14 protein-coding genes are annotated in these 14,954 nt (G+C 50.7%); 1 reads left to right on the top strand and 13 read right to left on the bottom strand.

The features are described 5' to 3' along the window. Nucleotides 1–141 precede the first annotated feature (141 nt). The 7 genes from MWU62_RS03435 to MWU62_RS03405 form a co-directional block, all read right to left on the bottom strand. The gene (locus MWU62_RS03435) at nt 142–999 is read right to left on the bottom strand and encodes an isocitrate lyase/phosphoenolpyruvate mutase family protein (protein WP_247113535.1); all 858 of its coding nucleotides are present in this window, start codon (nt 997–999) and stop codon (nt 142–144) included. Then, nucleotides 993–2,300 (bottom strand): amidase, encoded by a 1,308-nt coding sequence (locus MWU62_RS03430; protein WP_247113533.1) that lies wholly within the window; start codon nt 2,298–2,300, stop codon nt 993–995. Before MWU62_RS03430 ends, MWU62_RS03435 begins: the two co-directional genes overlap by 7 nt. Then, nucleotides 2,297–3,484 (bottom strand): DUF1116 domain-containing protein, encoded by a 1,188-nt coding sequence (locus MWU62_RS03425; protein WP_247113531.1) that lies wholly within the window; start codon nt 3,482–3,484, stop codon nt 2,297–2,299. Before MWU62_RS03425 ends, MWU62_RS03430 begins: the two co-directional genes overlap by 4 nt. A gap of 33 nt (nt 3,485–3,517) precedes the next feature. Next, nucleotides 3,518–4,129, bottom strand: a complete 612-nt coding sequence (locus tag MWU62_RS03420) for a hypothetical protein (RefSeq protein WP_247113529.1) — start codon at nt 4,127–4,129, stop codon at nt 3,518–3,520. 38 nt (nt 4,130–4,167) lie between these two features. Next, nucleotides 4,168–5,040, bottom strand: a complete 873-nt coding sequence (locus MWU62_RS03415; RefSeq protein WP_247113527.1) for an NAD(P)-dependent oxidoreductase — start codon at nt 5,038–5,040, stop codon at nt 4,168–4,170. Between the two features lie 45 nt (nt 5,041–5,085). Next, nucleotides 5,086–6,066 carry a PDR/VanB family oxidoreductase gene (locus MWU62_RS03410; protein WP_247113525.1) on the bottom strand — a complete coding sequence of 327 codons (981 nt, stop codon included), beginning with the start codon at nt 6,064–6,066 and terminating at the stop codon, nt 5,086–5,088. 103 nt (nt 6,067–6,169) lie between these two features. Further along, on the bottom strand, nt 6,170–7,393 hold the full coding sequence (locus MWU62_RS03405) for an aromatic ring-hydroxylating dioxygenase subunit alpha (RefSeq protein ID WP_247113523.1): 1,224 nt from the start codon (nt 7,391–7,393) through the stop codon (nt 6,170–6,172). 212 nt (nt 7,394–7,605) lie between these two features. On the opposite strand from MWU62_RS03405, the gene gloA reads away from it, so the two are divergent. Further along, the gene (gene gloA, locus MWU62_RS03400) at nt 7,606–8,031 is read left to right on the top strand and encodes a lactoylglutathione lyase (protein WP_348645621.1); all 426 of its coding nucleotides are present in this window, start codon (nt 7,606–7,608) and stop codon (nt 8,029–8,031) included. Between the two features lie 59 nt (nt 8,032–8,090). On the opposite strand, the gene MWU62_RS03395 is transcribed toward gloA, so the two are convergent. The 6 genes from MWU62_RS03395 to MWU62_RS03370 form a co-directional block, all read right to left on the bottom strand. After that, entirely contained in the window at nt 8,091–8,582 is a 492-nt protein-coding gene (locus tag MWU62_RS03395; RefSeq protein WP_247113521.1) for a universal stress protein, read from the bottom strand. 25 nt (nt 8,583–8,607) lie between these two features. After that, nucleotides 8,608–9,915 carry a TRAP transporter large permease subunit gene (locus MWU62_RS03390; protein WP_247113519.1) on the bottom strand — a complete coding sequence of 436 codons (1,308 nt, stop codon included), beginning with the start codon at nt 9,913–9,915 and terminating at the stop codon, nt 8,608–8,610. A gap of 15 nt (nt 9,916–9,930) precedes the next feature. Next, nucleotides 9,931–10,470, bottom strand: coding sequence for a TRAP transporter small permease (locus MWU62_RS03385; RefSeq protein WP_247113517.1), 540 nt, complete (start codon nt 10,468–10,470; stop codon nt 9,931–9,933). A 129-nt stretch (nt 10,471–10,599) separates the two neighbouring features. Then, on the bottom strand, nt 10,600–11,607 hold the full coding sequence (locus tag MWU62_RS03380) for a TRAP transporter substrate-binding protein (protein WP_247113515.1): 1,008 nt from the start codon (nt 11,605–11,607) through the stop codon (nt 10,600–10,602). Between the two features lie 135 nt (nt 11,608–11,742). Continuing rightward, nucleotides 11,743–12,630: a LysR substrate-binding domain-containing protein gene (locus tag MWU62_RS03375; protein ID WP_247113513.1), complete on the bottom strand. Its 888-nt coding sequence runs from the start codon at nt 12,628–12,630 to the stop codon at nt 11,743–11,745. Nucleotides 12,631–13,068: 438 nt separating this feature from the next. Further along, complete coding sequence (locus MWU62_RS03370; RefSeq protein ID WP_247113511.1) at nt 13,069–14,949, bottom strand: protein kinase; 1,881 nt, start codon at nt 14,947–14,949, stop codon at nt 13,069–13,071. Nucleotides 14,950–14,954 lie beyond the last annotated feature (5 nt).

Raw genomic sequence — 14,954 nt, 5'->3', positions numbered from 1 at the left:
GGGTGTAGCGGCGCATCCTAAACCAATCCGCAGTGTTTGCGAAGTAAGGTAAGCTTAAGAGCCCAGAACTAGTTATCGATAATAAATATGCCAGTAAACTCTTTACTGTCTGAAGCAATGAGAGGGCAGGGCAGGAGGGTGTTAGATTTCATAAGTTTGAGACAGTTCATCAAAGTGTGCTTGGTGGGAAAAGTTGGAAATAATGCGCTTACTGGTAGGGTGGGAGACAGAGGCCGACCCTGACTGCTCATTAAAAGTATCGACTAAAGATTGGTAAACAGTGCTGATAGCGTTTTCGAATGGTGTGTGCCCGCGCATATGGACCCGCACACCCTGAGCCGCTAAAACCTCGGGGCTGCCGAGTTGATTGTCGCCATAGCTGATGATCATGAGTGGCAAGGGGGTAACCTTTTTGATGGCCGCTAGCGTTTCGGGATTGCTCAGACCAAACGCACAAATAGCATCAACGCCGGTCTGGGTATAACAGTCGACACGCTCAAGAATCGAATCCAAAGGCTGGCTGAGGTCTGCCGGCGTACGGGCAATTACAGCCAGGGATTCATCCTTGCGAGCATCTAATGCAGCCTTGAGTTTGCTGCTGGCTTCGGCAAGTGAAGCCAACGAATTCTCAAGACCGTGAGGCCTGGGTAAAACTGTATCTTCGATGGTTATGCCGGATGCGCCAGCAAACTCCAGTTCTTGGATCAGTCTGGTTACATTCAACGCATTGCCATAACCACTGTCGCCATCCACGATAACTGGTAGTGTTGAGGCTTGGCATACTCGACGGGCGTGATCCGCCAGTTCACTCAAAGTAAGCAAAGAAATATCTGGCAACCCCAACTGCATCAGTGAGCTGATGGATCCGCCCAGAATACCGACACTGAAGCCGATACTCTCTGCCATGCGCGATGACAATGGGTCGAATACAGAAGCACAAACGTTGCACTCATTGCTCCCCAGGATCATTTGTAGCTTATTTCGGGCAACGTTCAGCATGATAAGCCTTCGATATGACTATGAACCCAGCGCGCTGTTTGCAGCAGCTCCTCATCTTCACGGGATTTACCGATTAGTTGAACACCTAAAGGCAGACCCGCAGCATTGGTCAACCCGGGCAAGGTAATCACCGGCAACCCCATCGCTTGCCATGGGCGACTCATGTGCGGTTTGCCGGTGGCGCCCAACCCTTCTGGTGCCGCCCCCGGTGCTGCGGGAGCAAGAATGGCATCGACATCCGGATGCAGGTGCCACAACCAGCGCGTAGTGATGGCGATATTGGACAGCGCCGCAAGATAGTCTGCCCGTGGTATGCCCTCACCCTCCTGCAGCAAGCCACGGAACGATTCACTAAGCGTATCTGCATGCTGGCGCTCTACCGCCAGGTTACGATACACCTCATAGGCCATAACAGTTTCATGGTTGCCTACCAGCCGGTTGATCAGATCGCAGCTGTCCAGTTCCGGGGTTTCTATGCCATGATGCTGCAACTGGGTTGCCAGATCCGCCATGGCGGCATTCATGTCGGCGTCGGTATCGCCCACATTACTTCCCGGGCACAGCAGAATTTTTGTGGGCTTCACAGGCGCTTCGGTGCTAGCTCCGGTTGTTGTTGCCGGGTTGGCCAGTAACACCGAGCGCAGCACCACAATATCATCCACAGAGCGGGCGAAAAAACCCAATGAGTCCAGTGATTGCGCTAGTGGCTGGATACCCCGGGAAGAAAACTCCCCGCAGCTACCCACGTACCCGACCGTGCCGCAATATGCCGCCGGGCGAATCACTGACGCGGCCGTTTGCGAGCCCAACGACGCAGGCACCATATAATCCGCTACGGCAGCCGCAGAACCACTGGAGGAACCTCCGGGGGTGTGTTGCAGGTTTTTTGGGTTGGCCGTTGTACCGGGCTGGAAGTAGGCAAACTCGGTGGTGACGGTTTTACCCAACACGATGCCACCGGCCTGCTGTATTAATGCCACACAACTGGCGTCGTCGACCGGCTGTCGGCCGACGTGCAGGCTGGCCCCCATTTCAGTCGGCATAGAAGCCGTATCAATGGTGTCTTTGACACCCACTGGCAACCCCTTCAGCCGGCTGTTTTTATAGAACTCTTCATTAGCCCGATACGCCTGCAAATACTGCTCTCGTGTTAACGAGTACTGCCAGGCCGAAACCTGCGGTTCGCGTGCATCAATCTGATCGTAGCAGGCGTTAATAATCGCTTCGGCGCTGGTGTCACCGCGCTCAATGGCGTTTACCGCTTCGGTCAGGCTGAGTTGGTTCAGCGGTTTGGTTGTCATAGCCCAGCCTCACTCAGTACTTGTTCAAAAAAGGTGACGGGAACATCAACCACACCGCCACCAATACGCCCCGCCTCACCGGATGCTTCAATCATGCCCAGCAAAATCAGCGGGCTGCTGGCATTTGCAGCGGCCGAACGGGCATTAGTAGCCCCAGGGCGATTACCGAGCCCGGCTATGGTTCCGGAGAGCACCTTGGCAGGACGAGCCAAGGCATCTGCAGGTAAATACGGCTTCAGGTTCGCCAATGACTGCTCAGCAGTATTCAGCACCTGACCACCCAAACCCATAAAGTCGACCACGGCACTGTCACCAATTGCGCCCAAGGCTTTACGGCCTTCATGGGCCGGTTCAATCGCACCGTTGATTACAGGCGCTGTTGCGGTAATCCACTTACCTGGCTGTGCAGCTACCTGGACACCAAAGTCCACGCCGTTGCCACCTGCCCGGGTAATCAGTGACGAGTTCGCCACACCTTCTGCAGCCGCCATCATCAGACTGCACGCTGCCATCCACACGTTCAGTGCGAAGGCGAGTGATTCGTTTAAAAATGCATCGATATCTTCGGGGACAATTTCGGTTGATTGCTGTCTTAAACACTCTGCAATCAAGGCTGAGCCGGCCATGGTGCGTCCATGGCAATCATCTCCGTCTGCCAGCGCCGCCGCAATAATGGGCAACAAAGGCATCGGTTGCTGCAGACGCTGACCGACCCAATCTGCAAATTCGGTATTGAGCCAACTCAGATGACGCGGCAACCCCGGGTTCATCACACCCAAACGTGTGCAATGCACCATACCCTCATTAAAAACGGAATATTTACGCACCTCGGGGTTGCGAGCATCACTCACAATCATTAACTGCATGGATGGTGAAACCACCCCTGCCAGGGGTACAACAATGTCGTGATCCTGGGCAGCCGCTACCCTAATAGCACCACTCATGATCAGTTCCTGGGCTGCAGACCTGTCTGCAGCCCAGCCTTCGTAAATAGCGCCGATGCACAGAGAGTTCATCACCGGTACCGGAATGCGTTGCACATCGCCGAACGGAGGCCCGGCATGCAACAACACTTTTCCGCTACCTTCTTGCAGCACGTCCCTTACCAGACATAAACCCGTCCACTGCGGCTCACACGCTGCAACCTTGTCAAACGCTACTGAATCAGCACTATTACTCAACATTGTTGTTATCCTTGGTCAATCAGAGAGAAGGTCTCAGGACATCTGCACCCAGCTTTCGCTGCTCGCCAACGCGGCAGACATAGCTCGACGGTCCAGGAAGTCGCGCTCTATAGGCTGCCCTTCAATCGCTTTTCCGTTCACTTCAACCTGGGCACTGGTGGCTGCCTGGAAAACGCAGAACATTTCATGTTTACCCGTCTGGGTTTCAGCCGGTGGCAAGGCCACGGCAAACGGATCGTTAAGGCCGTTCCAGATCAGGTTGACCGTCATATCTTTACTGACTGAATACGCCGACTCGATGTGCTGTTTCGGGTAATCTGCTTCGGTCTTGAAGGTTGCATCATCAATATATTCCATGTTCTCCAGCGAAACGGCTTTTCGGAACAGGGCGAAATTAGAGAGAAAGTCTTTAACCAGGTAGCGGGCCAGCTCAAGGTTGTCGGTCAGGCACACACGGACTGCGCTGTTGTCTTCCAGCTCATATGGGTTTTCCAACACGATAATGGCCTCACCACGACCGTAGTCTGAGGCCGCAATGCGAAAGTAGACAGACAAGGATGTCCAGTCACCCTCAGGATCCGTTTTCATATAAATGAAAGGGTTATCACCGGTCCAATCGACTTTTCCCGTACGTACTGATTTCATTTCAGATACTCCTGACATTTCTATTGAGTTTTCGTTGATTACTTTTGACGGCTCTTTGCTTTCGCGCGTAACTCGTCAAAATTGGACGTTGGTTGCCAGCCCAGCACCTCCTTGGCTTGGCGATTACTAAAAATTGAAGCGCGTGGGTTTTGCTGATACAGCCTCGGGTTGGCAATCTCGGGCAACGGCCCGATCACGTCCTGATACCACTCGGCTGTTGGTTCGGGGTGCGAGGTGTCATCAGCGCTCAAGAAGAAGGTTCCGTAGCGCAAACCTTCTGTTTTCAAAGCAGCATCGAAAGCCGTTGCTACATCAGTGGCGGTCACATAGTAAAACAGCCAGTGACGGTTCGGGCTGTCGACGAACTCGATGTATTCATCAAGCGTTTCGTCCAACACAACAGCCAGCGGTCGCAGACAAATCACATCCATGTTAGTGCCGTCTACAAAGCTCTTGGCCATCTGCTCCATGACCAGCTTGCTAACACTATAGGCTTGCACGGGTTTGTTGTTATGACGCTCATCGACGGGCAGATACTCGGGTGTCCAATCAGCCCGCATTTCTGATAAACCGCAAGCGGATATACTGGAACACAACACAACCTTTTTTACGCCCATTTCGGAAGCGGCTTGTAGGACGTGCCAGGTACCACGCACATTAACGTTGATGTAGTGCTCTTCCGGTGCTTTCCAGTCAAAATCGATTGCAGCCAGATGCACAACGGCGTCTGCGCCTTTAAATGCGGCCCGTAACTCGTCCAGTTCCATGACGTTGGCTTGCACGTACTCGGCATCCACATTGCCTGGCACCAAATCCGCGATCACCACGTTGTAATCATGCAAGAGCTGGTGCACAACGTAACCACCAACCCGGCCAGAGCCACCGGTCACCACTACTCGCTTAATCGACATCAATTTCTCTCCAGATAATTTGTTGGTTTCGTTAAAGGCCAAGGATCAGAGATCCAGCACCAACTCTTCTGAGTGCGCGCGCGAGACACAAACCATCATATAATCGTTATCTGCTCGCTCTTCTTCAGACAATACCGAGTCACGATGATCGGGTAGTCCGGACAAAACGCCGGTTTCACAGGTACCGCAGACACCATCACGGCAAGAACAGGTAATTCGGATGCCCTGATCACGGAGGGTTTCAAGGATCGACTGGCCCTCCGGTATATGAACGCGCTTACCGGTACTGTTGATGACCACATCGAAGGAACCGCTCTGATCAAGAGCCGATTCTTTGGCAGTAAAGCGCTCAATGGTCAAACTCCAACCAGCTTCTTTCTGTTCACTATGCAGATTTTCCAGTGCGTCCAGCAGTGGTTTCGGGCCACAGGAGTACACCGTGGTTTCTGAATCACAAGTGTTTAACAGCTCCACCAGATCACAAAAACCGTCTTCGACGTCACCGTTTAGACGTATGCGTTTACTGTCGTACTTCTCAAACCGGTCCACATAGACCAGACGGCTGCGCTCTCGGGACAAATACACCAGGCGCCAATCGATGCCATCCGTTTCTGCCTGCTGAATCATGGGCAAAATTGGAGTGATACCGATACCACCGGCAATAAACAGAACTTTTTTACCCGGCTTGAAAGGAAAGTGGTTACGCGGCCCTGAGACCTGTAACACATCGCCCTCTTTCAATTTTTCGTGAATGTATGCAGAGCCGCCACGGCCGCTCTGTTCACGCAGCACCGCTACTTCCCAGCTATCGGTGCAGTTATAATCACCGCACAGAGAATAGTGGCGCAGCATAATGGCATCTTCGTCGGCACCATTGCCGGTGCTAAGTTGCAGTTCAATGTGGGCACCCGGCTCCCAGGCAGGCAGGGGAGTACCGTCTGACGAAACCAACGTTAGTTTGACAATGTCTTCGTTGAGTTGAGTCCGGTTAGCAACTTTGACTGCGATATATTTGTTGTTTGCCATAAATACACTCCGGGGTGCCGTACCGTTACCAGGACACCGATTGTTCGAGGGAATAACAGCCAGGCAGGCTCACTCGTTCGTATGAGCCTGCCTGATTACTCTGTTAGCTGACTTTCTTGCGAGCTGGAATATCCTGCGCTTTCACAGCAGCATCCTCAGCACGGTATTTGTCAATCAGCCACTTTTGCAGACGGTGAATAACCTGCTCTTTTGAGGTCAAGCGACCCCGCGTAGCAAAGCTGGATTCCATCCCAGCTTGGGTCCGACGCCATGCAAACAGATCTTCTTCCATAACTGGCCACAGATCAGTGTGCTCTTGATCGAAGTTCTTTCTAAAATCCTCTCGTTCAAGCGTACTCTCAGGGTACAGCCAAGAAACGCCATAGTACGTCTGCGTTGGTCCAGCGGGTAACCATATGAAATACTTAACTTTATCGGGCATCGCCACGATGAACATGTTGGGTGCAACAGTGATATAGCTCAAACGACTACGTTCTTCTTCGGTCAGACCGGGCAACCCTGGCTGTAAAATTGAGCCTGTATGAGTCGGCGCTGCATCTGGATGAGTACTAAGCAGGTGATAAGAAACGATGCCCTGAGAGTCGTCGTTATATATGGCATCTTCATCCACCGCAGACGGTGGTAGTGGATACATTTCGCCCCACGATGAAGCGTGCAGGTAGCCACAGTGGTAGCATTCGTCGTTGAAGATTTTCCAGTTCCAGTCGAAGGTTTCCATTTCCAATGGCTCTGGTGGACGCATTCCTGCCAAGTCGTAGTTTTTGAGCTGTTCGCCCAAATTACCTAGACGATCCTGCAGCGACGGAATCGTTTCATCAAAGGTGATAAAGACAAATCCTTCCCAGTGATCAGCGCGAATTTTGGGCAGACATACCTCTTTGATATCAAAGTCTTCTTCCACGTCTGTCAGACCTGGAGCAGAAACCAGATCACCTTTAGTACTATACACCCACGCATGCAGTGGGCACTGCAAGCGACGGGTATTACCCCGGCCTTCCAGAATTAGCATCCCTTTGTGCTGACAAACATTAGACAGCACGTTTACAGAACCACTTCGATCACGAATAACAATTAGCGGGTCGTTGCCAATAGTAACTGTGTAATAGTCGCCAGCATTCGGGATATCGGTAGCCCGTCCAACACAGATCCAGTCACGGCGCCAAACTGCATTCAATTCAAACTCGTAGAATTCTTTGGACCAGTAGGTCTCAGAAGGCAACGAATAAATTGGCGATCCTTTATCATCAGGATAACTTATATCGAAAGTTTCAATTGGTAGAGGACTTATTGTTTTTTTAATGTTCATTTGAATATAGCTCCCTTGAAGATCAACACGACCGAATGAACCTTACTGAAAGGACTCTAAAATAATTGCGAATCCATTTGTCATTATGTTGCCTGAGCTATAATTCTGGGGGAAGCGAGTAGACTTCAATGCAAGGTGAGTAAACCTCAGCATGCCTGTTTAAAAAATAAAGTCTCATCTATGCTAGGATAATGTCGGTAAATTTTATAATTGTGAGCCTGGATACGATGAAGATAAAGCCAAACTTTCGACTTGATCATACGATGTTTCGTGTTTCTGATCTGGATAAATCCCTTGACTTTTATGTGCGCATCTTTGGTATGAAAATATTGCGGCAAAATGAATATCCGGAAGGCAGGTTTACGAACACATTTTTAGGTTATGGGCCGGAAAATGAAACTACTACTCTGGAGCTGACTTATAACTGGGATACTAAGGAGTCTTACGATAAAGGAGAGGGGTATGGGCATATTGCCTTTAATGTTGAAAACGTAAAAGAAGCAATGGCGTACCTAGAGGCTGAAGGGGTGAGCATTCGTAGCTCTGCTAAACCCATGAACCACGGCACCCGTATGCTGGGTTTTATTTATGACCCCGATGGTTATATCATCGAATTAAATGAACCAATATCTAAATAAAAAGAGAGTAAAAAACAGCGATCATTTGATCGCTGTTTTTTGTTCTGGGTCAGTAATCTTCACTGAGGGTAATGCTTGCCCGTTGGCACCACATACACGGGGATGGTTGAACGGCGAATGACGCGCTGGGTCTTGCTGCTTTGCATCCCAGCACGGTTCTCGGTGCCCATTACGATAACATCGGCACCTTCTGCTGTCGCCGCATCCAGAATCGCCTGATCATAACGCCCCGTCACCACCATTGGCCGCACCACAACGTCGCTGTACTGCCCCATGTCCTTCTGCTCATCCGACATGATTTCCTGCAGCCGTGATTCCATCTTTGCCATGACCCGCCGCACACCTTCATCGTGCACCTCTGCCACCAGGTCCGCTGGCAAGTATTCCTTGATCAGCGCCTCACCCATAGACCCGACCGGCCTGATGACATGCAACATAATCAGTTCAGCGTCGTTTCTGTACGCCAGTTTCAGCGCATGACGATATACATGCCGACTATAGGGCCCGAGCGCAGTGGTGTACAACACCCGGTTAATCTTTGGCAAATTCATGAGTTAGTCCTTTTGGTCGTCATTCTTATGACATTAACTGTGGCAAGAACAGCGCGATGCTCGGAAACAGGCTCACTACCATGACGACAGCAGCCATTAACAAGAAGAATGGAAACGCCGCTTTTACGATCGTACCGATAGGCTGCCCGGTTAGGCCCTGAAGTATGAATAGATTGAACCCCACTGGCGGTGTCATCTGCGCCAACTCAATCATCAGCACCAAAAATACGCCGTACCAGATTGGGTCAAACCCTGCCTGCAAAATCAGCGGTAGCGTGATCGGCAGGCTCATAACGATGATAGAAATACCATCAAGAAAGAATCCGAGAACCACATAAAACAACGCTAGAATCAACAACAAGGCATAAGGCGTGAGACCCATACTTTCAATTACAGCCACCAGTTGTGAGGGGATGTGCAAATAGCCAATGGACGTGGACAACAGCGCCGCAGCAATCAGGATGGAACACACCATGCACGAGGTCCGTATTGCTCCCATAGCAGCCTCGATAATGACCTTCCATGAGAAACTACCCATAACGATGGTCACAAAGAACGTAGCCAGCACCCCTACCGCTGCGGCTTCTGAAGGTGTTGCGATACCGGCATAGATACTGCCCAGCACCAGCACGATCAGAAACACCACCGGTAACAGGTTCTGCAACCCGCTAATGCACTCTTTCAGACTGAACGGCTCCGTCTCTTTGGGTGCCAAATCTGGGTTCATGCTACAGCGAGTGATGATGTACATGGAGTATACAAATGCGACCAGCAAGCCTGGAAGAATACCGGCAGCAAAGAGCTTGGCGATCGAAACCTCAGCCAATACGCCGTAGATAATCATTACGATTGAGGGTGGAATCAACAAGCCCAGACTGCCCGCGCCCGCCAAAGAACCGATTGATAGAGAATTACTGTAATTACGCTCAGCCAAGGCACCGGTGGTAATTTTGCCGACCGTCGCCGTGGTTGCCGATGTAGAACCACTTACCGCTGCGAACAGGGTGCAGCCTAATATATTGGTGTGTAGAAGGCGGCCTGGCATCCATTGCACTAGTGGTGACAAGCCACGAAACAGCCGGTCGGATATATCGGTACGGAAAATAATCTCCCCCATCCATATAAACAACGGAATCGCCGATAATTCCCAGGCACTGGAGCTGCGCCAGATAATGGATTTGGCGATGATACCAATGCGATCCATCGGGAAATCTGCAAGAATTGCCAAACTACATATTGATACCAGTATTAGACCTGAAAATACCCATACCCCAAGCCCGAGGAAAAGTATAATCAGTAGCAACATGAACCCCATGCTTAATAAAACATCCATCGTTATTTACCTTTTTTATTGTTCAGACATTAGTTTACTTCCAGATAGCAATCTAAAAACATAAGCGAGCATCTGAATAACAAATATGACCAGGCCAATAAGGATTAGTGATTCGGGAATCCATAAAGGGACTTGAGCAATAGTTTCACTAGTTGAGCCTCGCTCAAAGTTACGGCTGATGCTTCTCCAGAAATAGCGTGCAATAAAAGAGCATAAAAACAACGTTGTCACGACACACGAGATTTCAAGAGCTTTCCGTGCGAGTGCGCTGCGCACTTTAAGAAGTATAAAGTTAACCCTGATTAAAACATTATGTTCGAAGGTATAGCCCAGCGCCAAAAATGTCATCGCGGCGACGCCATAACCAACGAACTCATCAAGAACAAAGGTGGATGTGCTGAAAAAATATCTAAGTAATATTTCTACTATAATATGTAGAGTCATTCCCGCCATAAAGATAACAGCAGCAATTGCCCCAGCCATTGAAAGCCGACTTGCTAGAACAGAAAACCCAGTCGCAAACACGCTAAAGGCTTTCATGAAGGGATTATTCATTGTTTAACCGTCCCATTTTTTAGAAACCACACATAGGCAGTTCTGCATGATATGGATACAACTCACCCATCAACAGCGACTTGTGCAGCTGGTAAGTGAGTTATATCGACATCAGATCAACTTGGGTGTTTATTGAATATTTTTGATAGCTGCCCGATAACTGGTCAGGATCTCACGGCCATCGGGGCCCATTTTGCTGGCCCAAGATTCAATAACGGGTGTTGAGGCGTCTTGCAGTTCTTTGCGGAAGTTTGCTGGAACTTCGTTCATGATGGTGACACCACGCCGTTCAGCTTCGGCGTAGCTGTTCTGAATGATAGCGCTTGCGTTGGCCCATAGTTTGTCTTCGGTCTCTTTAGCCGCGGCCTCTACAACAGCTTGTAGTTCCGGAGATAAGTCGTCCCAGACATCGCGGTTTATCGTCACCAGGTTGATGGTGCTGTCATAGTTAATCGCAGTGAAATAGGTAACGTAGTCGTTGAAGCTGGAGCTCAACCCAGACTCAATCGACGTCAGTACCGCATCGATTCCACCGGTACTTAGCAAAGGCACTATGTCGGCCCAGCTCAGCTGGATAGGCGCCGAGCCCACCTCGCGGAACACCTGAGTACCGTTAGCGTCGTAGGTGCGCATTTTGAGGTTACCAATGGCTTCATGGCTCTGCAGGGGCTCTTTTCCCCAAATACCACTGGAAGGCCAGGGCGACGAGTACAGCAAGCGCTGGTTGTATTTGGCCAAGACCCGCTCATAGGTTGGGCGCGCCGTATCAAACAGCATCCGAGCTTCTTCAGTGTTGGAGCTCAAAAATGGAAGTGACGACAACAAGAAGACCGGGTTAATGCCACCTAGGGGGGGGATGAAGGTATTGGCAACCTGTACGATGCCATCGCCCACCGCATCCAGTTGGTCTTTGGATTTGAAGCCCAAAGCGCCACCGAAGTGATGTGCAATTTTAATCTTGCCATCACTTTTCTCTTCAAGAAGCGCCGCGAAGGCCTGATCTCCTTTACCTTGAACAGATGTCGCAGGGTACTCGTTTGGCATATCCCAAACGATTTCTTTGGCACTTACGGATGTGATATTGGTCAAGGTAAAAGCTAATGAAAGAACTAGTATAGTGCTTGTTGTTTTTCTCATGTCTTCTCTCCACTGGCTTGAGAATAATTATTGTAATTAGGAAAACAGCAATGATGAGCTCACCACCTGAGTCTCATACTGTCATAAATTTACGCGGCTAGAGTGGAGGCGTGCTCATGTGTCTATGAGCTGGGTTCACATATGGTCTGTGTCTGTTTCCGCCAAAAGCCAATCGACAAAAATCTGCATATTCTTGGTCAGCTGAAAGTTTTTTGGATAAACCAAGTAGTAGGAATAAGTATCAAGCGAGATATCAAAAAGTTGTACTAACCTCCCATCGGAAAGATACTCTCTCAAAAGCGCCGGACACCCCAACATAATGCCCTGATTATTGAGGATCGACTGCAGCCGTACGTTGGTATCATCAATGGTCAAATTGGTTGAAAAATCGACCGGTCCCGCTTTGGCTTTGTCTACCCATGCACCCCAGGCTGAATGATCCTCATCGTGAATAAGTGTGTACCGGGTCAAGTCTGCGGGCGATACCGGTCGCCCCTGCGCCTCGATCAGTCCTGCACTGCAGATTGGTGTCAGATCGCCAGACACTAACATTTTAGCCTCCAGATCAGGCCAGTCGCCCTCGCCCCACAGAATACCGAGGTCAATGTTTTCTGTGTTGAAATCCATCGTTTTTATAGTGTGAATCAGATCAATCCTAATCTGTGGCCACTTGCCCCAGAATCGGTTTAAGCGTTGCGCCAGCCATGCCCCCGAAAAGAAAGGGCGAAGAGCAATGCGGAGAGATTCCGTATCGCGGCTTCGCTGCATGTCCAGAATGGCTCTGGCTATTTGGTCGAATGGTTGCTCTAGAGCCTGGTGCAGGCGTGCACCTTCAGGTGTCAAAGAAAGTGCGCGGTTTTGTCTTAGAAACAGCTTGACCCCTAAATAATCTTCAAGTGCTCGAATTTGATGGCTAATAGCTGAAGGCGAAACCAGTAGTTCATCGGCGGCTCGCGTGAAGTTCAGATGGCTTCCGGCAACTACGAACGTTTTGAGCCCATTCAATAAAGGTAAGTGCAGCATAGTTTTGTTCTCTGAAAGCTTTGATCGGTATAAATGACCTTTGGTTCCTGTTGATCTGGCCTCCAGCACTTTGAAAGCAATGCCATTAAACCCTTGGCGTTATTGCTCAGATCAATTCTTCACCTTGTGCACCGACGATCAGTAATTGGCCAATTTCGTGTCGTGCATTTCACACGGTTGAGCCGTAACGGCTATTGGATGGCATTAAACTGGGTGCTTGCAGCGTGTTCGAATAATCGGTGCAGCTCCAGAAAGTCCTATTCACAGATGCAAGACGCAAACTATAGGCTTGAAGTCTTTAGTAACTCCAGACTGATAGCAACTATCCAAACGTATTGTTCAAATGTGCTGCAGCAGGCTCGTCGGGTGAAAGGTGCTCACAATGTTAAAAGCGCAGGAGTAACTTTTTTGTTCGTTATCGTCTGATTAAGAGCATTTTCAGTTACCTGACAAGGCAGAGCCTGAAGCTTCCAGCCTTGGATTTCTCGGGTAATACCGCTCCGGAAGCCGCTCGATGTAAGGGAAAAAGCGCGCATCTTTGTAAGGCATTTTCATAAAGCCGGATACGCCCAGCCCGGTAATTTGATCTACAGCTGCCAGAATCTCATCCAGCCTCTGGCGAAACTCATCTTCTTTCTCGGGGTCCAACAGCCTGTATTGGCTGTGTATTTTTAGGTGAAGGGGTAAAGCCTCAAAAATAATCATCCCGGTGTGGCGGATACTGTTCAGCGCTTCGAGGGATTTGATGATGGGTTGCGGCAGCACTAAGAATTCCTCCGGGTCTGGCCCATCTTCAAAGTAGGAATGCACTCGTGAGCGATCCTCTACTTCCGGCGCGGAACTTACTTGATAGGGCAGCCGCATTTCCGGTGGCGCTACGAATGGCTGGTCTTGTTCATCCCGTTCGATGTGCAGGGTGTCCCGGGCATTGAACAGGCAGCTTTTGAATATGCCCTGACGGTAAATTGCCTGAGCCAAGTGAACCATGTTGTTCACAGCCGTGGTGAAGGCGGTTCGGAGTTCGGGATCATGTAGATTTAAAGAGGTGTCCACATAAACACCGTCAGGTTCCCAGCGCACAGCAAGGCCGCCTTCTACCGGGTATCGGCCCAACCGACTCACTGCAGCCAGAAAGGCTTTTTCAGTGTCCCCCATGCCCTGCATGAAATTTTTGTAGTAGCGATCGAGCTGCACGTCGTTGACATCATTCAGAGACTCGTCGGCGCCTTCCTGACGCAAAAAAGCTTTTCGGGAGCTGTAAACAACAGTGTCGATTTCACGATCCGAGATTCGCAACCAGATGGGCACCAGTTGTGTAGGGGGTGGTTCCGGCAGGTCGATCATCACCGTGCGCCCCATGCGCGGCATCTCCTTCAGGTAATGATCACCGGCTCGCATGCGCAGGGCAGGGTCAGGATCCAGCATGCCGTCTAGCATGCGTGCAAACTCCATGGGCAAGCCGAGCGACGTTGCAGGAATGGCCAGATGACCGAAACGGCAGGATTGTCCGGACGCCAACGCATAAAGAGTAGCCGCCGCACCTTGTTCGTCAAATCGTGGCGATGAGAGCCCTCCGTACAGCTGCTCCTCACCAATAAAGTACACATCGCCCAAGCGGGCGTTGGTTTGTTGTAGGTTGTCGGACATCAGCTCCATCACGCTGGGGCTAAGGAACTGTTGGTTGGCGTCCAGTTGAGCAAAGACTGAAGAACCCCAGTCGATCAGGGCGATGTTTTCGGTTTCAGCATCAAACACCAGATTGGACGGTTTGATATCCCCGTGCACAATCGGGCGCCGTCCGTTATCGGTTTCGCGTCGCAGATTGCGCAGTATATCGGCCAACTGATCGGCGATACGTATAATCAGGCGTGGGCTCAGGCGTCCCTCCCGCAACGAGACTTCTTCCAGATTAAAGCCGGGTGCGCGCTCCATAACCAGGATTGGTTGGCTGCCGGCGCGGTGGTAGGCAACCAGAGCAGGTACCCGAGGGTGCTCTACCTGCTCCAGAATATAGGCTTCGTCTTCCAGCCGGTCATGCAGATGCTGGGGCAGGGTGATGCGGGTGAACTTGAATACGTGCTCAAGATCCCGCGCACCCTCCAGCGGCAGCCGACCGGCAAAGACAAAACCAAAGGCGCCTTTGCCAATCATCGCAACATCGGCGTAGCCCATCTGCCTGAGCTGGGTTGTGCATAACTCAACCCAGTCTTTCAGCTTTCTCGCATCGTCGTGGCTGAGCAGATAAATGGACTGCTCTTCCGGGATGTAGAACTGCTGCAGCTGTGCCTGTCGCGGCGATGATGGGTCCGGTGACGCCATACCGA

This window comes from Marinobacter sp. S6332 (assembly GCF_023016045.1).
GTDB lineage: Bacteria > Pseudomonadota > Gammaproteobacteria > Pseudomonadales > Oleiphilaceae > Marinobacter.
This window is presented reverse-complemented; position numbering and strand designations above follow the sequence as displayed.